The organism is Kluyvera chengduensis (assembly GCF_044197065.1).
GTDB classification, from domain to species: Bacteria; Pseudomonadota; Gammaproteobacteria; order Enterobacterales; family Enterobacteriaceae; genus Kluyvera; species Kluyvera ascorbata_C.
Genome location: NZ_JBIQOI010000001.1, coordinates 817068 through 837740 on the forward strand (window position 1 = coordinate 817068; position 20673 = coordinate 837740).

Consider the following 20673-nt stretch of genomic DNA (forward strand, 5'->3'; position numbering starts at 1 on the left):
TTTATTCAATCAGGCGTTAATCTACACCTGGTTGTAGGAGTGATATGATGACGGATAAAGTCCGTATTGATACTTTACGTGCTAATTCATTACCACAGAGCAATGATACCTTTTTAGCAAGACAAGCTGAGTTTGAATCTAACGTCAGAAGCTATCCACGTAAGCTGCCATTAGCTATTGCGAAGGCACAGGGCGTCTGGATCACTGACGTTGAAAATAATCAATACCTTGACTGTCTGGCGGGTGCCGGCACCCTGGCACTTGGTCATAATCATCCTGATGTACTTCAAAGCATTCAAAGTGTTATCACGAGTGGCTTACCGTTACATACGCTTGATCTCACGACCCCATTAAAAGATGAATTTTCATCTTATTTACTCTCCCTGTTACCAGGTGAGGGTAAAGAGTATTGCCTGCAGTTTACCGGCCCATCTGGCGCGGATGCTGTAGAAGCGGCTATCAAACTGGCGAAAAAAGCGACCGGTCGTTCTGGTGTAATCAGCTTCTCCGGCGGTTACCACGGTATGACTCACGGCGCGCTGTCCGTGACCGGTAACCTGTCACCGAAAGAAGCCGTTAGCAACATGATGCCGGAAGTGCAGTTCATGCCATATCCGCACGAGTACCGCTGCCCGCTGGGTATCGGTGGCGAAGCGGGCGTGAAAGCGCTGACCTACTACTTCGAAAACCTGATTAACGACGTTGAAAGCGGCGTGCGTAAACCTGCGGCGGTGATCCTTGAAGCCGTTCAGGGTGAAGGCGGCGTTAACCCGGCTCCGGTCGAGTGGCTGCAACGCATCCGTAAAGTGACTCAGGAACACGGCATCATGCTGATCCTCGACGAGGTTCAGGCTGGCTTCGCGCGTACTGGTAAGCTGTTCGCCTTCGAACACGCCGGTATCGAGCCAGATATCATCGTGATGTCCAAAGCCGTTGGCGGCGGTCTGCCACTGGCTGTTCTGGGCATTAAAAAGCAGTTTGACGCATGGGCACCAGGCCACCACACCGGTACCTTCCGCGGCAACCAGCTGGCCATGGCGACCGGCCTGACCACGCTGAAGATCCTCAAAGACGACAAGATTGCCGATAAAGTTGCCGCCCAGGGCGAGTGGCTGAAAGGCAAACTGGCTGAGCTGCAGAAACGCTACCCGGTTATCGGTCACGTTCGCGGTCTGGGTCTGATGATCGGTCTGGAAATCGTTAAGCCTAACGAAGCGCCGGATCACATGGGCTGCTTCCCGGCTGACGGCGAGCTGTCTGCGCTGCTGCAGAAGAAATGCTTCCAGGCGGGTCTGATCCTGGAACGCGGTGGTCGTAACGGTTGCGTACTGCGCCTGCTGCCATCCCTGCTGATCACTAACGATGAGCTGGAAATTTTCCTCGATAAATTTGAAAACGCCCTGAATGCCGCTGGCGTGAAGCCGGTTTAAACGGAGTAGGATCGAATGTCTGACGTAAACCCGATTCTGTCCGGCTCGGCGCAGAGTATTGCTGCCTATCAGGACGCTATCGAGCAGAGTACTAAAGCAGTCGTTGAATGGTTAAAACAGCCTGAGATGTACCAGGGCAAAACCGTTGAACAGCTGCGTGAACGTATCAACCTGAACTTTACGTCTCAAGGCCTGGGCAACCAGGCCGCCATTGAGCGTGCGGTTGAATACTTTCTGAAAGACAGTCTGTCCGTTCACCATGCCCAGTGTGTGGCGCACCTGCACTGCCCAAGCCTGGTGATTAGCCAGGCGGCGGAAGTGCTGATCAACGCCACCAACCAGAGCATGGACTCCTGGGATCAGAGCCCGTCCGCGACCATTATTGAGATCAAACTGATCGAATGGCTGCGCGACCAGGTTGGCTTCCCGGCAGGCGATGCAGGCGTGTTCACCAGCGGCGGTACTCAGAGCAATCTGATGGGCCTGATGCTGGCGCGTGATGCGTTTTATGCGCGTCAGGGGCACTCTGTACAGCAAGACGGTATTACCGGCGACCTGCGAAAGATGAAAGTGTTCTGTTCTGAGAACGCGCACTTCTCCGTGCAGAAAAACATGGCGCTGATGGGCCATGGCTATCAGTCCGTCATGCTGGTGAAAACCGACGCCTTCTCTCGCATGGACATCAATGACCTGAAAGAGAAGCTGGCGCAGGCGAAAGCCAACGGCGAACAGGTGATGGCGATTGTTGCCACGGCAGGTACCACCGATGCGGGCGCAATCGACCCGTTAACGGAAATTACCGCGCTGGCAGCGGCAGAGCAGATCTGGGTTCACGTCGATGCGGCGTGGGGCGGGGCGTTACTGCTGTCTGAGAAGTATCGTCATTTCCTTAATGGGCTTGAGCAGGCTGACTCCGTCACCCTGGACTTCCATAAGCAGTTCTTCCAGACCATTAGCTGCGGGGCGTTCCTGCTGAAAGATGCGCGTCATTATGAACTGATGCGTTATCAGGCGGCGTACCTGAACTCTGATTTCGATGAAGAGCACGGCGTGCCGAACCTGGTATCTAAGTCTCTGCAGACCACGCGTCGTTTCGATGCGCTGAAGCTGTGGATGGGCCTCGAAGCGCTGGGCAAAAAGCAGTATGCCGAAATCATTGATAACGGCGTAACGCTGGCGCAGCAGGTTGCTGAGTTTGTGGCTTCCGAGCCGCACCTGGAGCTGGTCATGCAGCCTCAGTTGGCAAGCGTGCTGTTCCGTTTCCGTCCGGAAAATAACGACAGCGCGTTTGTGGCTCTGCTGAACCAACGTATTGGTGACGTTCTGCTGGCTTCCGGTAGCGCGAACGTGGGTGTGACTGAAGCCGATGGCGTAACCTGCCTGAAGCTGACGCTGCTGAACCCAACGGTATGCCTGGAGGACGTTAAAGTCCTGCTGGCGAGCGTGAAAGACACCGCTGAGAAGCTGCTGAACGCGTAAGTAATCTCGTTGCGATAAAAATGGCTCCCACGGGAGCCATTTTTTTTGCTTGTCATCTGTAACGGATAGCCCGGCCAAGCGAAGCGCCGCCGGGGAGGCTACGGTGCTATTCTCGGCGGCGCTTCGCTTGGCCGGGCTACGGTTAGAGGATGTCGGCTAGCGCGGCATCTTTGTTAGGGAAGAACGTCAGGCGTCCTGGGATTGGCTGAATACCGGCGCGCGCCATGGTGCGCAGCGGCTGGAACTCCAGGTTGGAGACGCGCAGTTCGCAGCCTTCAGGCAGTTTCTTCACGAAACGCTGGAAGGCATCCAGACCACCGGCATCCAGCACCGGTACGGCATCCCACTTCAGCACCACGATACGTTTGCCTTCAATACGCGTTTCAAGGTCGCTGAACAGACCTTCGGCGGCGGCAAAGAACAGCGGACCAATCACGCGCAGCACCAGTACATCGTCCGGCACGGTCACGTTCACGGCGGAAAGACGGGTCATGCGTGCAATGCGGCGCATAAACAGCAGAGAGGCTAGCACGATGCCGACGCTGATGGCGATAACCATATCAAACAGCACGGTCAGCGACATGCAGATGAGCATTACGATGATGTCGTCTTTCGGCGCTTTGCGCAGCAGGTAAACCACTTTGTGCGCCTCGCTCATGTTCCATGCCACCATCAGCAGCAGAGCGGCCATGGCAGAAAGCGGCAGCCAGGAGAGTACCGGGGCCAGAATCAGCAGCGCCAGAATCACCAGAATCGCGTGGATCACCGCCGATACCGGAGAGGTGGCGCCAGCACGAACGTTTGCCGCCGAGCGCGCGATCGCTGCGGTGGCGGTAATGCCGCCAAAGAACGGTGCCACGATGTTGCCGAGGCCCTGACCGACCAGCTCGCTGTTCGCTTTATGTTTGGTACCGGTCATGCCGTCGAGCACCACCGCGCACAGCAGGGATTCAATCGCTCCCAGCATCGCCATGGAAAACGCCGCCGGCAAGAGGGCGTGAATGGAGGCCCAGCTCAAGGTGAAGGTTGACCCCGGCATATCCCACGGCAGCACAAACTGCGGTAGCAGCTGCGGGATACCGTTGCCCTGTGAGCCATCCGCCAGGATGTAATGGAACTGGGAGCCGATGGTCGCGACGTGACCGCCGAGCAGGTTCACAATCAGCATCACCACGCAGCCAGCAATCAGCGCGGGCAGGTGGCCCGGCAGACGCAGGCCGAGACGCGGCCAGAGGATTAGGGTGCCGAGGGTGACGACACCAATGGCCGCATCGCCGACGTTGATGGTCGGCAGCGCCATCACCAGCGCACCCACCTTCTGTAAATAGTGTTCCGGAACGTGCGTCATCTGCAGACCGAGGAAGTCTTTAATCTGCATGGTCCCGATGGTAATACCAATCCCCGAGGTGAAGCCAAGCGTGACCGACAGTGGAATATATTCGATCAGGCGACCAAAGCGGGCCAGGCCAAAGAGGATCAGGAATATACCGGACATCAGGGTCGCCACCAGCAGGCCCGCCAGGCCAAACTGCTGCGAAACAGGGTAGAGAATAACCACGAAGGCCGCCGTCGGCCCGGAGACGCTGAAGCGTGAGCCGCCGGTCAGGGCGATAACAATCCCCGCGACGGCGGAGGTGTAAAGGCCGTACTGCGGAGCCACACCGCTGCCAATCGCCAGCGCCATCGCCAGTGGAATCGCGATGATCCCGACGGTGATCCCGGCAATCAGGTCGCGCATAAACCGCGCGGAGGTGTATTTCTCTTTCCAGCAGGCGTCAATCAGCGCGCGGAAAGGCATAACGTGAGGGGAGAGTAATTTATTCACAGTCGTGTTTCATCCATGAGCGCATCATCTACCATATGAATGATAGTTGAAGTTGGCATAAATCATACAAATTAACTACACAGACAAAAAAACCCGCCGCAGCGGGTTTTTTAACCAGATTCGATTAATGCTCGAACATGGCAGAGATGGATTCTTCGTTGCTGATACGACGAATCGCTTCGGCCAGCATCCCGGACAGAGTCAGGGTACGAACATTTGGCAGTGCTTTGATCTCATCACTTAACGGGATGGTATCGCAGACGACCACTTCATCGATAACGGAGTTACGCAGGTTGTTCACCGCATTGCCGGAGAAGATCGGGTGGGTTGCGTAGGCGAATACGCGTTTAGCACCACGTTCTTTCAGCGCTTCAGCAGCTTTGCACAGCGTGCCACCGGTATCGATCATGTCATCAACCAGTACGCAGTCACGACCGGCAACGTCACCGATGATGTGCATAACCTGGGAAACGTTCGCGCGAGGACGACGTTTGTCGATGATAGCCATGTCGGTATCGTTGAGCAGTTTAGCAATAGCACGAGCGCGGACTACGCCGCCAATGTCTGGAGAAACCACGATTGGGTTATCCAGGTTCAGCTGCAGCATATCTTCGAGCAGGATTGGGCTACCAAATACGTTATCAACCGGAACATCGAAGAAGCCCTGGATCTGTTCAGCGTGCAGGTCTACGGTCAGTACGCGGTCAACGCCAACGCTTGACAGGAAGTCAGCAACAACTTTAGCGGTGATAGGTACACGAGCAGAACGAACGCGACGGTCCTGGCGAGCATAACCGAAGTAAGGGATAACGGCGGTGATACGGCCTGCGGAAGCACGGCGCAGGGCATCTACCATAACGACTAATTCCATCAGGTTGTCGTTAGTCGGGGCACAAGTGGACTGGATGATGAAAATATCACCACCGCGTACGTTTTCGTTAATTTGTACGCTGACTTCGCCGTCGCTAAAGCGACCTACAGCGGCGTCGCCGAGAGAAGTGTACAGGCGGTTGGCAATACGTTGTGCTAGTTCCGGGGTGGCGTTACCAGCAAAAAGCTTCATATCAGGCACGAGAAGAACCTCAGGCATGCGTCCAGTGGTGGATGAAACGAGCCAAAAACTGTGCGGGCCAGGCGCGGTTTCATCCAGGCGGTGTATTAAAGAGCGCGATGCAACGTCTGGAACAGGGTGACGTTGTCACCAGAGCTCAGTTTGCCCGGCTTGGTTACTCATCACTATTCCTCTTTCGTCAGCATGACTGACGGAAAACGAATGATTCAGAGCAGAGCTTGCTTCAATGGTGAAAGGTTTACGCCTTTCGCCACAAAGCCTTGCATCCATTCCGGGGCTTGCTCAAGCACCTGGCGGGCAGCGAGTTCCGTGTCGAATTCAGCAAAGACACAGGCTCCTGTTCCAGTCAGGCGCGACGGCGCGTATTCTAACAGCCAGGAAAGCACATCATCAACCTCGCGAAAACGTTTTCTTGCGATAACCTCGCAATCATTGCCGAATTCACAATTTAATAACGTTTCTATTGACCTGATCGGGGTGTTTCGTGGCAGCTCCGGATCGCGGAATATCACCGGGGTCGGAATACTGACGCCGGGGTGGGCCACCAGATACCATTTTTCCGCGACTTCTACCGGCGTTAGCACCTCGCCAACGCCTTCAGCGAAGGCCGCATGACCGCGAACGAACACCGGCACATCGGCACCAAGCGTCAAGCCAATGGTCGCCAACTCATCTTCCGAGAGCCCGCATTGCCATAAATGGTTAAGCGCAACCAGCACGGTAGCCGCGTTAGATGAACCACCACCCAGACCGCCACCCATTGGCAGGCGTTTATCAATGCTGATGTCCGCGCCGCTACCTTCCGGCAGACGCTGGGTATCGGCGGCAGTTTTCATCAACAGGCGCGCGGCGCGAATAATCAGGTTCTCTTCATTCGGCACACCGTCCACGGGGGTGAGCAACCGCAGTTGCCCATCCTGACGCGGCTCAATGGTCAATGTGTCGCCGTAATCGAGAAACTGAAACAGCGTCTGCAACGTGTGATAACCATCCGCACGCTGCCCGGTGATGTATAAGAACAGGTTCAGCTTTGCCGGAGAGGGCCAACAGGTCATCATTTAACGATCCAGTTGTCCATTTTCAGCTTGATGCGCTGTGAACCTTCGGTCAGTTCCATGTTAGACGGCAGGGCCGGTTTAGTTTTGCTGTCATAGCCGCCATACACCACTTTCCAGGTTTTTCCGTTCTGGGTGTAGTTAAGCTCGCTCAGGCGGTACTGGTCATCGAGCTTATAGTCGGTAGCGTCGCCCGGCAGGCCGAGGATCCACTGGCGCAGGCTGTTGAGCGGAATGGGCATCCCGGTGAGTTTACCAATCATCTCTTCGCCGTCGGCGGCGGTATAGTGCTGGCCCTTATTATCGGTGAGCTGTGCGGAACCCGGCTTGCCAATCAGTTCAAGCTCAGTGCTGCCAAGTGGGTTGGTCAACAGCAGACGATAGTTGTCCTGGCCGGTTTGCTGCCAGAAGAAGCGAGCATAAACCTTTTGCTGGTCGGACAGATACGCAAACGCGCCGCGGGTCTGATACTGGCTTAATTGACGGACCTCTTGCTGGTGCTGCTTCCACTCAGGGGCGGTTGGGCTTTTGCCCGGGCCCGTTGGCGCAGTGGTGGTACAGGCGGTAAGGACCAGGGCTGCCAGCGGCAGCAGGCGAATCAGGCGGAAATCAGACATGACAATCCTTGAAGTGCGTTGCAGTGATAACGCTTAATGCTAGCGTTGCCTGCGGGCAGCGTCTACGCTCAAGTTGTCTTAAATCATAAAATTAACCAAGCTCGCCTATTACTCCAAAAGGGGGGCGTCCCTTTTATTGATCTCGCGCATCCTGTATGATGCGCTCAGACTAACCCTATCAACGCTGGTACTACTCCCGCACAATGACCCTTTTAGCTCTTGGCATCAATCATAAAACAGCCCCGGTCGCGCTGCGAGAACGTGTAACGTTTTCGCCAGATACGCTTGACCAGGCGCTGGAGAGCCTGCTGGCTCAGCCAATGGTGCAAGGAGGCGTGGTACTGTCGACCTGTAACCGCACCGAGCTCTACCTCAGCGTAGAAGAGCAGGATAATCAGCATGACGCGATCATCCGCTGGCTATGCGATTACCACGGCCTAAACGAAGAAGAACTGCGCCAGAGCCTTTATTGGCACCAGGATAACGACGCCGTCAGCCATCTGATGCGCGTTGCCAGCGGGCTGGACTCGCTGGTGCTGGGCGAGCCGCAAATCTTAGGGCAGGTTAAAAAAGCGTTTGCTGATTCCAGCCGCGGACACCTGCACGTCAGCGAGCTGGAACGCATGTTCCAGAAATCCTTCTCTGTTGCCAAGCGCGTGCGCACGGAAACGGATATCGGCGCCAGCGCGGTGTCGGTGGCGTTTGCGGCCTGTACCCTGGCGCGACAGATCTTCGAATCGCTCTCGTCGGTAACGGTGCTGTTGGTCGGTGCGGGTGAAACCATTGAGCTGGTGGCGCGCCATCTGCGTGAGCATCACGTGAAAAAAATGGTGATTGCTAACCGTACCCGCGAACGCGCACAGGTGCTGGCCGATGAGGTCGGCGCTGAAGTGATCGCGCTGAGCGACGTCGATGAACGCCTGAAAGAAGCCGACATCATTATCAGTTCTACCGCCAGCCCGCTGCCGATTATCGGTAAAGGGATGGTGGAGCGCGCGCTGAAAGCGCGTCGTAACCAGCCAATGCTGCTGGTGGATATTGCCGTACCACGCGACGTCGAGCCGGAGGTGGGGAAACTCGCCAACGCCTATCTCTACAGCGTGGATGACCTGCAAAACATCATTCAGAATAACCTTGCGCAGCGTAAAGCCGCCGCGGTACAGGCTGAAACCATCGTTGAGCAGGAAACCAGTGAGTTTATGGCCTGGCTACGCGCGCAAAGCGCCAGCGAAATCATCCGTGATTATCGCTCCCAGGCCGAAACGGCGCGTGAAGAACTCACCGCTAAAGCGATCGCTGCGCTCGAGCAGGGCGGCGACCCGCAGGTCATCATGCAGGATCTGGCGCGTAAGTTAACCAACCGCCTGATCCACGCGCCAACCAAATCTCTTCAGCAGGCCGCCCGTGACGGGGATGACGAACGCCTGCATATTCTGCGCAACAGCCTCGGGCTGGAGTAGCACAACTCTATTTATAACAAGGTGCATTTACGCCAATGAAGCCTTCTATTGTTGCTAAACTGGAAGCTCTCTACGAGCGCCATGAAGAAGTTCAGGCGCTGCTCGGAGACGCAGCAACTATTGCCGATCAGGACCGTTTCCGCGCGCTGTCCCGCGAATACGCACAGCTGGGCGACGTGGCTCGCTGTTATACCGACTGGCGTCAGGTTCAGGACGATATTGAAACCGCCCAGATGATGCTCGACGACCCGGAAATGCGCGAAATGGCGCAGGAAGAGTTGCAGGAAGCCAAAGCCAAAGAAGAAGAACTGGAGCAACAGCTTCAGGTACTCCTGCTGCCTCGCGATCCGGACGACGAACGCAATGCTTTCCTTGAAGTGCGCGCCGGTACCGGCGGTGATGAAGCGGCGCTGTTTGCCGGCGACCTGTTCCGCATGTACAGCCGCTACGCCGAATCGCGCCGCTGGCGCGTCGAGATCATGAGCGCCAACGAAGGTGAGCATGGTGGCTACAAAGAAGTGATCGCTAAAATCAGCGGCGAAGGCGTTTATGGTCGTCTGAAGTTTGAGTCCGGCGGCCATCGCGTGCAGCGCGTTCCGGCCACCGAATCTCAGGGGCGTATTCACACCTCCGCCTGTACCGTGGCCGTGTTGCCAGAGGTACCGGAAGCGGAATTACCGGATATCAACCCGGCGGACCTGCGTATCGATACCTTCCGCTCCTCGGGCGCGGGCGGTCAGCACGTTAACACCACCGACTCCGCTATCCGTATTACCCACTTGCCAACCGGCATCGTGGTGGAGTGTCAGGACGAACGTTCCCAGCATAAAAACAAAGCTAAAGCGATGTCGGTGCTGGGTTCGCGTATTCGCGCGGCGGAAATCGCCCGTCGTCAGCAGGCGGAAGCCTCCGAGCGCCGTAACCTGCTGGGCAGCGGTGACCGCAGCGACCGTAACCGTACCTATAACTTCCCGCAGGGCCGCGTGACCGACCACCGTATTAACCTGACGCTTTACCGCCTGGATGAAACCATGGAAGGTAAGCTGGATATGCTGATTGAGCCTATCGTGCAGGAATACCAGGCCGACCAGCTGGCGGCGCTTTCCGAGCAGGAATGATGACCTGGCGACAATGGCTGCAGCAGGCCATCGCTGCGCTGCAGGGCGGTGAGAGTCCTCGTCGCGATGCGGAGATCCTGCTGGGGCACGTGACGGGAAAAGCGCGCACCACTATTCTGGCGTTTGACGAAACCGAACTGACTGCGCCACAGGCTGAAACGCTGGCGCAGCTGCTGGCCCGTCGCGTGAACGGCGAACCGGTGGCCCATCTCGTGGGCACACGCGAATTTTGGTCGTTGCCGCTGTTTGTCTCTCCCGCTACGCTTATCCCGCGCCCGGATACCGAATGTCTGGTTGAACAGGCGTTGGCGCGTTTACCGTCCACGCCGTGCCGTATTCTTGACCTTGGCACCGGCACCGGTGCAGTGGCGCTGGCGCTGGCGAGCGAGCGTCCTGATTGTTCGCTCACCGCCGTGGACTATGTTGCCGATGCCGTCGCGCTGGCGCAGCGTAATGCCGATAATCTCGGTATCACTAACGTCATTATCCTGCAAAGCGACTGGTTCAGCGCGCTGGGTGAGCAGCGTTTTGCGATGATTGTCAGCAACCCGCCGTATATCGACGAGCAGGACGAGCATCTCGCGCAGGGGGACGTACGTTTTGAGCCGAAAACCGCCCTGGTGGCGGGGGATAACGGTCTGGCTGACCTGGCGCACATCATCACCCAGGGCCGGGAATGGCTCGAGCCCGGCGGCGTTATGCTGCTGGAGCACGGCTGGAAGCAGGGTGACGCGGTGCGCGAGCTGTTTCAGTCCGCGGGCTATCTTGATGCTGAAACCTGCCGCGACTACGGTGATAATGACCGCCTGACGCTGGCGAAGTGGCCGGGTAATGGGGAGGCACACGGATGAATCTGTTTCTATGGGTACTCTATTTGCACATTGGGGCGGCTATCGTCTCGGTGAGCTTTTTCGCACTGCGCTTTTGGTGGAAACACCATAATAGCGCGCTGTTTGATGCACGTTGGGTGCGCGTGTTGCCGCATGGCGTCGATAGCCTTCTCCTGCTCAGCGGCGTGGCGCTGATGGTGATGACCCGCTATTTCCCTTTCACCGAAGAAGGGACGTGGCTGACGGAGAAGCTGTTTGGCGTTATCATCTACATCGTTTTAGGGTTTGTTGCGTTGGGCCGTCGTCGGCCGCGCAGTCAGCAGAGCCGGTTTGTTGCCTTTCTGCTGGCGTTGGTGGTGTTGTGCATCATCGTTAAACTCGCCATCACTAAAGTTCCGCTGTTAGGGTAGGGTATGAAGTCACTGGCTGATTTTGAATTTAATAAAGCGCCGCTATGCGACGGCATGATCCTGATTTCCGAATTCATTCGTGATGATTTTCCATCGCAAGTGGTGCGCGAACAGCTCGAATGCCTGGTGGCGCTCGCGCGTGAAGAGATCAGCCCATTCTGGCCGTTACCGCGCCAGATGGAGCGTCTGATTGAACTCTTCTATCATGAGTGGAATTTCAGCGATTCCTCCGGAAAATATCGCCTGTCCGACGCACTGTGGTTGGATCAGGTGTTGAAGAATCGTCGCGGTAGCGCGGTGACGCTGGGCGCAATCATGCTGTGGATCGCCGGCAATCTTGATATTCCGGTGGTGCCCGTTATCTTCCCAACGCAATTACTGCTGCGCGCCGATGTCGATGATGCCGAGATGTGGCTGATTAACCCGTTTAACGGCGACACGCTTGACGAGCACACGCTGGAAGTGTGGCTGAAAGGCAATATTGGCCCGATGGCCGAGCTGTTTAATGAAGACCTTGATGAAGCAGACAACGCCGAGGTTGTGCGTAAACTGCTGGATACGCTGAAATCGGCGCTGATGGAAGAGCGGCAGATGGAGCTTGCGCTGGGCGCCAGCCAGACGCTGCTGCAGTTTAATCCGGAAGACCCGTACGAAATTCGCGACCGTGGGCTAATCTATGCACAGCTTGAATGTGAACATATCGCGCTGAATGATTTGAATTATTTCGTTGAGCAATGTCCGGAAGACCCGATTAGCGAAATGATCCGCGCGCAGATTAATACCATCTCACATAAACAAATTACGCTTCACTAATTAGCGACAAACGCGGTTATAATCGCGGAAAATTCCCTAACAAGGCGATCTTATGAAAGAAAAAGTGGTTAGCATTGGTGATATCAAAGTAGCAAACGACCTGCCGTTTGTTCTCTTCGGCGGCATGAACGTGCTGGAGTCTCGTGACCTGGCGATGCGTATCTGCGAACACTACGTGACCGTGACCCAGAAACTGGGCATCCCTTACGTATTTAAAGCCTCTTTTGATAAAGCCAACCGTTCATCCATTCACTCTTACCGTGGTCCTGGCCTGGAAGAAGGGATGAAGATTTTCCAGGAGCTGAAGCAGACCTTCGGTGTGAAAATCATCACCGACGTTCACGAGGCAAGCCAGGCGCAGCCGGTTGCTGACGTGGTTGACGTTATCCAGCTGCCAGCGTTCCTCGCGCGTCAGACTGACCTGGTTGAAGCGATGGCGAAAACCGGCGCGGTTATTAACGTGAAAAAACCACAGTTCGTGAGCCCTGGCCAGATGGGTAATATCGTCGATAAATTTATCGAAGGCGGTAACGACAAGATTATCCTGTGCGACCGTGGTGCTAACTTCGGTTATGACAACCTGGTTGTGGATATGCTGGGCTTTGGTGTGATGAAAAAAGCGTCCAACAATTCTCCGGTTATCTTTGACGTAACCCACTCTCTGCAGTGCCGCGACCCGTTTGGCGCAGCAAGCGGCGGCCGTCGTGCTCAGGTTACCGAGCTGGCGCGTGCGGGTATGGCGGTGGGTATCGCTGGCCTGTTCATTGAAGCGCATCCGGATCCGGAAAACGCACGCTGCGACGGTCCGTCCGCGCTGCCGCTGGATAAGCTGGAACCCTTCCTGAAGCAAATGAAAGCTATCGATGATCTGGTAAAAAGCTTCGACGAGCTGGATACCAGCAAATAAGTTTTGCTGATGAATAAAAAAAGCCGACCCTGGGGTCGGCTTTTTTATTGCGGTTGCCGGATGGCGACACGATGTGTCTTATCCGGCCTACAAACGGCGGGTAGCCCGGCCAAGCGAAGCACCGCCGGGAGCAGCACTCAGGCAAAAATCGTCATCAAATACGCCGCAAACAGCGCCAGATGCGCCGCACCGTTCAGCACGTTGGTTCGCCCAGTCGAGAATGAAATGTGGCACAGCACCAGGGAGGCAACCATCACAATCATCTCCGGCATGCCAAGACCAAACATCAAATCGTTCCCGGTCAGATAGGCAATCAGCGTCACCACCGGTACGGTCAGTGAGATGGTCGCCAGCACCGAACCAAAGAACAGATTCATTGCGCGCTGTACCTGATTGTTCAGCACCGCCTTCAGTGCCCCCAGACCTTCCGGCGAGAGGATAAGCAGCGCCACCAGGAAGCCGGTAAAGGCGACCGGTGCGTTCATGCTGGTCAGCAGCGTCTCCAGCGGGTTGGCGTTCATTTTGGTGACCGCGATAACCGCCACCAGATGCACAATCAACCATACCGCATGCCACAGGCTGCTGTGCGCCGATGGTTTACCGTGGTGCGGGTCATCATCGTCGCTGTCGTCTTCATGCTCGTAGACAAACAGGCTCTGGTGCGTTTTGGTCTGAATAAGTAAAAATACGCCGTACATCGCGGCAGAAATTAAGGCAACCAGCAGCGACTGACCAATCGTAAAATTGGCACCCGGCAGCGAGGTCGGGAATACCAGCACAATAATGGCGAGCGGGAACAGGGCAATTAAATACTGCTTGATGCCAAACAGGTTCATATATTGCGTGGCAAATTTACGTCCGCCGAGCAATAACGAGAAGCCGACTAAGCCGCCGGTCACAATCATGATGATGGAATAGAGCGTATCGCGCATCAGCGTTGGCGCGGCATCGCCGGTTGCCATAAGCGCTGAAATCAGGCTCACTTCAAGGATAACAACGGAAAGACTTAAAATCAGAGAACCGTACGGCTCACCCAAACGGTGCGCAAGCACGTCCGCGTGACGAACAACGCTAAAGGCGCTGCTCAGAATACCGACTAACGCCAACGCATTGATAGCAATAACCACTGGCAATGACTGACTGCTTCCCCAGAAGAACAGAATTGCCAGCGCCACCACCGGGAAAATAAGCGACGTCTCCTTATGGCGAGTTTTCACCGCCTCTTGTGCGTGGGTCATGTTTGTCTCCATATCTGCAGGTATTTATAATTATAGAAAAAATCAGCAGCATAAATTAACAAATTTTTCCGCCAGGAATGTAATCTTTTACTAAAATTTACCCATAACGCCATTTTTTCTCATAGATGGCTATAATATAAAGTACTGACTAAATATTTTTTAAATAACAGTATATTAATACGCTGATTTTCCTATTTTACCAATCGGTAGAACCCGCTTGAACAGAGGGGCGTAATGGGAGACAAATTGCATCCTGAACCATAAAGCTGGATAATATTTCATCAAAGACAGCTCCGGAGGTCGCCATCCGTTCCCGTAAGAACGCATGTGAAGCAGGGAAGAGAAGTGGCGGTGGAGGTTTAAAGTGTTAACGCGTGATTTCTTAATGAAGGCGGATTGTACAACGGCGTTTGGCGCCATTGAGGAATCTCTGCTTTGGTCTGCTGAACAGCGCGCGGCGTCGCTGGCGGCGACGTTGGCCTGTCGGCCCGATAACGGACCGGTATGGATTTTTGGCTACGGCTCCCTGATGTGGAACCCGGCGCTGAATTTTAGCGAGTCGGTAACCGGTACGCTGGTGGGCTGGCATCGGGCTTTCTGTCTGCGTTTGACGGCGGGACGCGGTAGCGCCTGTCAGCCTGGTCGTATGCTGGCGCTGAAAGAGGGCGGTCGCACTACGGGTGTGGCCTACCGCCTGCCGGATGACGAAATTGAAAACGAGCTGTCGCTGCTGTGGAAGCGCGAGATGATCACCGGCTGCTATCTGCCGACCTGGTGCAAACTGGCGCTAGACGATGGGCGGACGGTCAACGCGCTGGTGTTTATTATGGACCCGCGTCATCCGCTGTATGAGTCTGATACCAGCGTACAGTTGATTGCCCCGCTGATTGCCCGCGCCAGCGGCCCATTAGGTACCAATGCGCAGTATCTCTTCTCGCTGGAGCAGGAGCTACAAAAGCTGGGGATGCCGGACGATGGCCTGAATGAGCTGATTAACAACGTGCGGCATCTGGTGGCTGGGAAATAAGTCAATAAAAACCCCGGAAGTGCGTGCTTCCGGGGCTGGGTAGGCCGGATGTCGCTTCGCTTGTCCGGCCTACATGTCTCTATCAGGCGGCAACGTAGCTGATGGAGTGCTCAAGAGACTGACTGTGGCTATCGATAAGCACATTCCACGTCCCACTGTAAGGCACGGTCAGATACGCTTTCTCTTCGTTCTGCACGCTTAAAATATCCGAACCGCAGCTACTGGTGTTTTTCTGCGTGCTCATCAAATGAATATGGCAACGCTCTGAACAACGCACCACGACTGTATCCCCACCAAATAACGTCAAACTTGCCTTTACCATCGCCAAAATACCCCGCTGCAAATGAGTCTACGCACTCCCTACGCGTTAATCCTGCCTGTGATGTTGTTCACAAATCACTCATCGCATAACACCAAACCCTGACTGCACCGATGCTGATTTTGATCAAAAAATGCCGTAACACTTCAACAAAAATGACAATATCCCTGAATGCATTCAGCTATCGTGACAAAGCGGTGAGGAACGTCACAAAGGTGAAATAATATCCTTTAAATGGTCATGGTTTTAGCGGGCTGCGCTGATTGGGGCATTGGCGACGTCAAATCAGAAGGTCAGCACTTTGTCGGCGGCGAGCGTCCACTGAGCCAGTTCGACCAGCGTACCAATCTCAACGCCGTCAATCAGCGGCAGGGCGGTGATGCCGCGCCCGTCGGTGCAGGTCTTACACAATTTCACGGGAATACCCTGAGCGGTGAGGATTTCCAGCATCTGCTGGATGTTGTAGCCCTCGGCGGGTTTCTGTCCACGCAGACCTGCCGTCACGGCGTCAGACATCAGAAAAAGCTGTAGCTGCAGGTCGTCCTGCTGCTCGCGCAGGGCAATGGCTAAACGCAGGCTATTGAACAGCGACTCGCTGCCGTAGGCAGCCCCGTTGGCGATAATGACGATACGTTGCATCTGAACTCCTTTAAGGCATGGTTATTGCTAGACATCAGGATGGTAAGTAAAACCTCTAACGGGAGGGCGCATGATAAACCGTGAAGATGATACACCCGGCGCTATCGAGTGGTTTCGTTACGCGCGCCAGGTGCAGAAAGCACAGCTCCAGCAGCTGGCGCAGCAGGGGCAACTGGTCAGCCAGTTAAGCCACGTGGTGCACATGTTACAGTGTGAACGCGGAGCGTCCAACATCTGGTTATGTACGCAGGGGCGATTATACGCCGCCGAGCGTCGCGCCAGCGCGGCGCTGGTGGATGAACAAATTCGCCAACTGCTGGCTCATCTCCAGCCGCAGCATTTACCTTCAGCCAGCGGGCTATGCCAGCGCATCGCCCGCGCGGTCTGGTCGCTGGAGCAACTGCCTTCGTTGAGAGAGAGCGTTACCGGCCAGCAGGTCTCTGCCGAAACGGCCACCAGCCAGTTCAATCGCACGATCCGCCATTTGCTGAATATCATCCCACAGCTTAACGACAGTATTGATGACCCGACGCTCGCGGGGCGGCTGGTGGCGCTGTACAGCTTTATGCAGGGTAAAGAGCTGGTGGGACAGGAGCGCGCGCTGGGGGCGCAGGGGTTTGCCCTGGGCTGCTTTAGCAGCGAGCTGCGCCAGCGATTGGTGGATCGTATCGACGGTCAACAGCCCTGCTTTGACAGCTTTTTATCGTTGGCGACCAGCCCGCTCAAGATGCTGTTTTATACCGAATGTCAGGCGAGCATCGCCATTGAACAACTGCGGCGCATTGCCTGCACTCGCCAGCCACCGGCGGACGATGGTGCCAGCGCACTGCGCTGGTTCCAGCTACAGACTCAACGTCTGGAGCAGATGCGCGGGCTCGAAGAAGCCTTGATTAACGAACTGATGACGGCGGTGGATGACCTGCTGCTGGATGATGAAGAGCGACAGGCACTGGAACCGGCGGGTGACGATCCGGCCAGCGATAACCTGCTGCTGCATCTCGACCGTCAGCTCCTGCCGCTGGTACGCCAGCAGGCGCGAGAGCTGGAGCAGCTCTCCAGCCAGTTAGCCTCGCTCAAGGATACGCTGGAGGAGCGCCGACTGATTGATAAAGCCAAAAGTGTGCTGATGACCCATCGTCATATGAATGAAGAACAGGCATGGCATTGTCTGCGCAAAATGGCGATGGATAAGAATCAGCGCATGGTGGAAATTGCCCGGGCGCTGCTGGCGGTAAAGGCGCTGTGGCAGAACGAACCAGCATCGCCGTTGCACAATGAACGGGCATGAATGCCTTTCTCCGGTGCAAAAACCGCGATCGAGCGCACGTTTTCCCCCGATTTGGGACTGTAAAAGCTGGCATCTGAATTGCATTAGTTAAGTCAGAAAGTAAATAGTCGGTGGCGGGCCAATGGCGGCCTGTACACCACGAGGATAAAGGCGTCCTGCAATGCGTAAGCATTGCTGGGCGCTTTTTTTTTGCATTCGGGAGCGAGCATGGGCGAAACGGTTTCACTATCACGGCGACGTTTGTTGCAGGCGGGTGCAGTACTCGGCGGCGCAATGCTGCTGCCTGGCATGAGTCAGGCGGTCTGGGCGGCGGGCTCCGATAAGCCGGAGCTACAGACGGTTAAGGTGGGCTTTATTCCACTGACCGACTGCGCGCCGCTGGCGATTGCCTCACTGAAAGGGTTCGATAAAAAGTACGGCATTACGCTGGTACCGAGCAAAGAAGCAAGTTGGGCGGCGGTACGCGACAAGTTGGTTAACGGCGAGCTTGACGCGGCGCATGTGCTTTACGGCCTGCTGTACGGGCTGGAGCTGGGCGTAGCGGCGAAACCACAGCCGATGGCTAACCTGATGACCCTCAACCGTAACGGCCAGGGGATCACGCTGTCGAGCGATCTGCAGGAAAAGGGCGTCACCAACCTCGCTGCCCTGAAAACGCTGGTCGGCCAAAGCGCGCCGGGCACCTATACCTTCGCCCACACCTTCCCGACCGGCACTCATGCCATGTGGCTCTATTACTGGCTGGCGAGCGGCGGAATCAACCCGTTTGACGATGTGCGCACGGTAGTGGTGCCGCCGCCGCAGATGGTGATGAACATGCGCATCGGCAATATGGTGGGCTTCTGCGTCGGCGAGCCGTGGAATGCCCGCGCCATTAACGACCGCATCGGCTTTACCGCTGCTACTAGTCAGGACATCTGGCCGGAGCATCCGGAAAAAGTGCTCGGCGCGCGCCGTGACTGGGTGGAGCAAAACCCAAATACCGCGCGTGCGCTGGTCGCCGCGCTGATGGATGCCGCCCGCTGGATTGACGCCTCTGACGATAACAAACGCGAAACCGCGCAGATCCTCTCCCACCGCGGTTGGCTCAACACCAAAGAACAGTACCTCACCGGGCGGATGCTCGGTGCTTATGACAACGGCATCGGTCGCCGCTGGCAGGATGCGCACCCGATGCGCTTCTTCGAGCAGGGTGAGGTGAGCTATCCGTGGCTTTCCGATGGCATGTGGTTCTTAACCCAGTTCCGCCGCTGGGGTCTGCTGAAAAGTGACCCGGACTATCTGGCGGTCGCCCAGCGTATTAACCGCATTGATGTCTGGAAAGAGGCGGCGCAGGCGGTCGGCGGTATTGCCGTCCCAACGCAAACCCTGCGCAGCAGTAAGTTAATCGACGGCTCTGTCTGGAACGGGTCTGACCCCGCTGGATACGCCCGCAGTTTCGCCATTCAACGTATAGGGGCATGAGATGAATACCAAAACTAAACCCATCGACGCACCAACTCCGGCGGGAGAAGTCATTGCCATGCCGCCAGTGCAGGTTCGTCGCAGACCGCCTGCGCTGCGCCGCCATCTTCGTGAACTTGCAGAACGTACGATTCCGGCGGTGCTGGGGCTAGGCCTGCTGGTGCTGCTTTGGCAACTGGCGGCGGTGAACAGCAAAGGTTTTCCGACGCCGCTCAGTACCCTGGACTCGGCGATAACCCTCTTTTCTGACCCGTTCTACAACAACGGCCCTAACGACGTTGGCGTGGGCTGGAACGTGCTGGCCTCTTTACAGCGCGTGGCGGTGGGCTTTGGTCTGGCGGCGCTGGCGGGCATTCCACTGGGCTTCTTGATTGGCCGCTTTACCTTTGCCTCGCGCATGTTTACGCCGCTGATTGCGCTGCTGCGTCCGGTCAGCCCGTTGGCCTGGCTGCCGATTGGCCTGCTGCTGTTCCAGAAAGCGGAACCGGCGTCGAGCTGGACGATTTTCATCTGCTCTATCTGGCCGATGGTAATTAACACCGCCGAAGGGGTGCGCCGCATTCCACAGGACTACCTCAACGTGGCGCGGGTGCTGAACCTTTCGGAGTGGACGGTGATGCGCAAAATCCTCTTCCCGGCGGTGCTGCCGTCGGTACTCACCGGGGTGCGGCTGTCTATTGGTATCGCCTGGCTGGTCATTGTGGCGGCAGAGATGCTCACTGGCGGGCTGGGTATCGGTTTTTGGATCTGGAACGAATGGAACAACCTCAACGTCGAAAACATCCTTATCGCCATCGTCATTATCGGCGTGGTCGGGCTGCTGCTGGAGCAGGGGCTGATGCTGATTGCGCGTCGTTTTAGCTGGCAAGAAAAATAGGAGTACATCATGAAACCATTAATTCAGGTCCAGGCCGTGAGCCAGCGTTTTCATACCGCCAGCGGTGAGTTTCTGGCCTTACAGAACGTCTCTTTTGATATTCACGAAGGGGAGACCGTCAGCCTGATTGGTCACTCGGGCTGCGGTAAGTCGACGCTGCTCAACCTGATTGCCGGCATTACCTTGCCGACCGAAGGCGGGCTGCTGTGCGATAACCGCGAAATTGCCGGGCCGGGACCGGAGCGGGCGGTGGTGTTCCAGAACCACTCGCTGCTGCCGTGGCTCACCTGCTTTGACAACGTGGCGCTGGCGGTGGACCAGGTGTTTCGCCACACCATGAATAAAGCGGAGCGCCGGGAGTGGATTGCGCACAACCTCGAGCGTGTGCAGATGGGCCATGCCATGCAAAAACGCCCGGGTGAAATCTCCGGCGGCATGAAGCAGCGGGTAGGCATTGCCCGAGCGCTGGCAATGAAACCCAAGGTGCTGCTGATGGATGAACCTTTTGGCGCGCTGGATGCGTTGACCCGCGCCCATCTTCAGGACTCGGTGATGCAAATCCAGCAATCGCTGAACACCACCATCGTGCTGATTACCCACGACGTTGACGAAGCGGTGCTGCTCTCTGACCGGGTGATGATGATGACCAACGGCCCGGCAGCCACGGTGGGTGAAGTGCTGGAAGTTAACCTGCCGCGTCCGCGTAACCGCGTGCAGCTGGCGGATGACGGTCGTTATCACCACCTGCGTCAGCAGATCCTCCACTTCCTTTACGAAAAACAGCCGAAAGCGGCGTAAGGGGTTT

General features: G+C 56.3%; 20 protein-coding genes. 13 read left to right on the plus strand and 7 right to left on the minus strand.

The window, feature by feature from the left end:
• Positions 1-44: 44 nt before the first annotated feature.
• Both ACH1XZ_RS03785 and ACH1XZ_RS03790 read left to right on the plus strand, forming a co-directional pair.
• Positions 45-1430 carry a diaminobutyrate--2-oxoglutarate transaminase gene (locus ACH1XZ_RS03785; protein WP_072011324.1) on the plus strand — a complete coding sequence of 462 codons (1386 nt, stop codon included), beginning with the start codon at positions 45-47 and terminating at the stop codon, positions 1428-1430.
• 15 nt (positions 1431-1445) lie between these two features.
• Positions 1446-2909, plus strand: a complete 1464-nt coding sequence (locus tag ACH1XZ_RS03790; protein WP_395594382.1) for a pyridoxal phosphate-dependent decarboxylase family protein — start codon at positions 1446-1448, stop codon at positions 2907-2909.
• Between the two features lie 142 nt (positions 2910-3051).
• Here ACH1XZ_RS03790 and dauA read toward each other — a convergent pair whose 3' ends face one another.
• The 4 genes from dauA to lolB form a co-directional block, all read right to left on the minus strand.
• A complete protein-coding gene (gene dauA, locus ACH1XZ_RS03795; protein WP_395594383.1) occupies positions 3052-4734 on the minus strand; it encodes a C4-dicarboxylic acid transporter DauA in 1683 nt (560 codons plus the stop codon).
• A gap of 124 nt (positions 4735-4858) precedes the next feature.
• Positions 4859-5806, minus strand: coding sequence for a ribose-phosphate diphosphokinase (gene prs, locus ACH1XZ_RS03800; protein ID WP_003856663.1), 948 nt, complete (start codon positions 5804-5806; stop codon positions 4859-4861).
• Positions 5807-6012: 206 nt separating this feature from the next.
• Positions 6013-6861 carry a 4-(cytidine 5'-diphospho)-2-C-methyl-D-erythritol kinase gene (ispE, locus tag ACH1XZ_RS03805; RefSeq protein WP_395594697.1) on the minus strand — a complete coding sequence of 283 codons (849 nt, stop codon included), beginning with the start codon at positions 6859-6861 and terminating at the stop codon, positions 6013-6015.
• Positions 6861-7484, minus strand: a complete 624-nt coding sequence (gene lolB / locus ACH1XZ_RS03810; protein WP_035891565.1) for a lipoprotein insertase outer membrane protein LolB — start codon at positions 7482-7484, stop codon at positions 6861-6863. The genes ispE and lolB overlap by 1 nt, the downstream gene beginning before the upstream one ends.
• 197 nt (positions 7485-7681) lie before the next feature.
• Between lolB and hemA the strand changes: the two genes are divergently transcribed.
• From hemA to kdsA, 6 genes are read left to right on the plus strand one after another with little or no spacing between them, the layout of a single operon-like run.
• Positions 7682-8938: a glutamyl-tRNA reductase gene (gene hemA, locus ACH1XZ_RS03815; protein WP_395594384.1), complete on the plus strand. Its 1257-nt coding sequence runs from the start codon at positions 7682-7684 to the stop codon at positions 8936-8938.
• A 35-nt stretch (positions 8939-8973) separates the two neighbouring features.
• Complete coding sequence (gene prfA / locus ACH1XZ_RS03820) at positions 8974-10056, plus strand: peptide chain release factor 1 (protein ID WP_035891560.1); 1083 nt, start codon at positions 8974-8976, stop codon at positions 10054-10056.
• Positions 10056-10907: a peptide chain release factor N(5)-glutamine methyltransferase gene (gene prmC / locus ACH1XZ_RS03825; RefSeq protein WP_395594385.1), complete on the plus strand. Its 852-nt coding sequence runs from the start codon at positions 10056-10058 to the stop codon at positions 10905-10907. Before prfA ends, prmC begins: the two co-directional genes overlap by 1 nt.
• Positions 10904-11296 (plus strand): invasion regulator SirB2, encoded by a 393-nt coding sequence (gene sirB2, locus ACH1XZ_RS03830; RefSeq protein ID WP_395594386.1) that lies wholly within the window; start codon positions 10904-10906, stop codon positions 11294-11296. Before prmC ends, sirB2 begins: the two co-directional genes overlap by 4 nt.
• Before the next feature lie 3 nt (positions 11297-11299).
• On the plus strand, positions 11300-12109 hold the full coding sequence (gene sirB1 / locus ACH1XZ_RS03835; protein WP_395594387.1) for an invasion regulator SirB1: 810 nt from the start codon (positions 11300-11302) through the stop codon (positions 12107-12109).
• A gap of 52 nt (positions 12110-12161) precedes the next feature.
• Entirely contained in the window at positions 12162-13016 is an 855-nt protein-coding gene (kdsA, locus tag ACH1XZ_RS03840; RefSeq protein ID WP_395594388.1) for a 3-deoxy-8-phosphooctulonate synthase, read from the plus strand.
• Positions 13017-13153: 137 nt separating this feature from the next.
• Here the strand turns inward: kdsA and chaA are convergent, their stop codons facing one another.
• Positions 13154-14254: a sodium-potassium/proton antiporter ChaA gene (chaA, locus tag ACH1XZ_RS03845; protein WP_395594389.1), complete on the minus strand. Its 1101-nt coding sequence runs from the start codon at positions 14252-14254 to the stop codon at positions 13154-13156.
• A 364-nt stretch (positions 14255-14618) separates the two neighbouring features.
• Here chaA and ACH1XZ_RS03850 point away from each other — a divergent pair, with 364 nt between their 5' ends.
• Positions 14619-15281: a gamma-glutamylcyclotransferase gene (locus tag ACH1XZ_RS03850; protein ID WP_395594390.1), complete on the plus strand. Its 663-nt coding sequence runs from the start codon at positions 14619-14621 to the stop codon at positions 15279-15281.
• Between the two features lie 82 nt (positions 15282-15363).
• Here ACH1XZ_RS03850 and ACH1XZ_RS03855 read toward each other — a convergent pair whose 3' ends face one another.
• The gene (locus ACH1XZ_RS03855) at positions 15364-15609 is read right to left on the minus strand and encodes a DUF1883 domain-containing protein (protein WP_123652480.1); all 246 of its coding nucleotides are present in this window, start codon (positions 15607-15609) and stop codon (positions 15364-15366) included.
• Between the two features lie 276 nt (positions 15610-15885).
• The gene (locus ACH1XZ_RS03860; protein WP_395594391.1) at positions 15886-16239 is read right to left on the minus strand and encodes a DsrE/DsrF/TusD sulfur relay family protein; all 354 of its coding nucleotides are present in this window, start codon (positions 16237-16239) and stop codon (positions 15886-15888) included.
• Positions 16240-16309: 70 nt separating this feature from the next.
• Between ACH1XZ_RS03860 and nasR the strand changes: the two genes are divergently transcribed.
• The 4 genes from nasR to ACH1XZ_RS03880 all read left to right on the plus strand — a co-directional run bounded on the left by nasR (position 16310) and on the right by ACH1XZ_RS03880 (position 20666).
• The gene (nasR, locus tag ACH1XZ_RS03865) at positions 16310-17527 is read left to right on the plus strand and encodes a nitrate regulatory protein NasR (protein WP_395594392.1); all 1218 of its coding nucleotides are present in this window, start codon (positions 16310-16312) and stop codon (positions 17525-17527) included.
• A 207-nt stretch (positions 17528-17734) separates the two neighbouring features.
• Positions 17735-18991 carry a CmpA/NrtA family ABC transporter substrate-binding protein gene (locus ACH1XZ_RS03870; RefSeq protein WP_395594393.1) on the plus strand — a complete coding sequence of 419 codons (1257 nt, stop codon included), beginning with the start codon at positions 17735-17737 and terminating at the stop codon, positions 18989-18991.
• Position 18992: 1 nt separating this feature from the next.
• Positions 18993-19868 (plus strand): nitrate ABC transporter permease, encoded by an 876-nt coding sequence (ntrB, locus tag ACH1XZ_RS03875; RefSeq protein WP_270501888.1) that lies wholly within the window; start codon positions 18993-18995, stop codon positions 19866-19868.
• 9 nt (positions 19869-19877) lie between these two features.
• A complete protein-coding gene (locus ACH1XZ_RS03880; RefSeq protein WP_395594394.1) occupies positions 19878-20666 on the plus strand; it encodes an ABC transporter ATP-binding protein in 789 nt (262 codons plus the stop codon).
• The last annotated feature ends 7 nt before the right edge of the window (positions 20667-20673 follow it).

Coding starts and splice junctions, on each gene's coding strand:
- ACH1XZ_RS03870 (WP_395594393.1), top strand. CDS start 17,735: ATGGGCGAAACGGTTTCACTATCACGGCGACGTTTGTTGCAGGCGGGT.
- ispE (WP_395594697.1), bottom strand. CDS start 6,861: ATGACCTGTTGGCCCTCTCCGGCAAAGCTGAACCTGTTCTTATACATC.
- hemA (WP_395594384.1), top strand. CDS start 7,682: ATGACCCTTTTAGCTCTTGGCATCAATCATAAAACAGCCCCGGTCGCG.
- sirB2 (WP_395594386.1), top strand. CDS start 10,904: ATGAATCTGTTTCTATGGGTACTCTATTTGCACATTGGGGCGGCTATC.
- sirB1 (WP_395594387.1), top strand. CDS start 11,300: ATGAAGTCACTGGCTGATTTTGAATTTAATAAAGCGCCGCTATGCGAC.
- ACH1XZ_RS03880 (WP_395594394.1), top strand. CDS start 19,878: ATGAAACCATTAATTCAGGTCCAGGCCGTGAGCCAGCGTTTTCATACC.
- nasR (WP_395594392.1), top strand. CDS start 16,310: ATGATAAACCGTGAAGATGATACACCCGGCGCTATCGAGTGGTTTCGT.
- ACH1XZ_RS03860 (WP_395594391.1), bottom strand. CDS start 16,239: ATGCAACGTATCGTCATTATCGCCAACGGGGCTGCCTACGGCAGCGAG.
- ACH1XZ_RS03790 (WP_395594382.1), top strand. CDS start 1,446: ATGTCTGACGTAAACCCGATTCTGTCCGGCTCGGCGCAGAGTATTGCT.
- ntrB (WP_270501888.1), top strand. CDS start 18,993: ATGAATACCAAAACTAAACCCATCGACGCACCAACTCCGGCGGGAGAA.
- prmC (WP_395594385.1), top strand. CDS start 10,056: ATGACCTGGCGACAATGGCTGCAGCAGGCCATCGCTGCGCTGCAGGGC.
- kdsA (WP_395594388.1), top strand. CDS start 12,162: ATGAAAGAAAAAGTGGTTAGCATTGGTGATATCAAAGTAGCAAACGAC.
- chaA (WP_395594389.1), bottom strand. CDS start 14,254: ATGACCCACGCACAAGAGGCGGTGAAAACTCGCCATAAGGAGACGTCG.
- prfA (WP_035891560.1), top strand. CDS start 8,974: ATGAAGCCTTCTATTGTTGCTAAACTGGAAGCTCTCTACGAGCGCCAT.
- ACH1XZ_RS03785 (WP_072011324.1), top strand. CDS start 45: ATGATGACGGATAAAGTCCGTATTGATACTTTACGTGCTAATTCATTA.